The sequence below is a fragment of the Mesorhizobium sp. M2E.F.Ca.ET.209.01.1.1 genome (assembly GCF_004010375.2).
Classification (GTDB): Bacteria; Pseudomonadota; Alphaproteobacteria; order Rhizobiales; family Rhizobiaceae; genus Mesorhizobium.
The window spans coordinates 1-282 of sequence record NZ_SADP02001317.1; the positions used below are offsets into that span (position 1 = coordinate 1).

Genomic DNA, 282 nt, shown 5'->3' on the forward strand with positions numbered 1-282 from the left:
GCAGAAGCCAGTTGGGATTCACCTCGTCGATCGTCACCTCCCCATTCGGCAGTTCGGGAAAGGCCGCAGCAAGGGCAGCAAAGCTGGCATTTGTCGCGCCGGGCGTTACCGAATGCCGGCGGCACCGGCGTGCTCGTCTATGGCAATGCGCGCGAGCTTTGCCTCGGCGTCGAAGTGGTGCTGCCGACCGGCGAGGTCTTCGACGATTTGCGCAAATTGAAGAAGGACAACACCGGCTACGATCTGAAGAACCGTAAGCGCGCCCGGAGAATATCCACCGTA

General features: G+C 61.0%; 1 protein-coding gene. It reads left to right on the plus strand.

Going from position 1 to position 282, the window contains the following annotated elements; translation table 11 throughout:
* Positions 1 to 90: 90 nt before the first annotated feature.
* The coding region (locus tag EN852_RS40225; RefSeq protein WP_246694610.1) for a hypothetical protein at positions 91 to 282 on the plus strand (192 nt) is incomplete at its 3' end.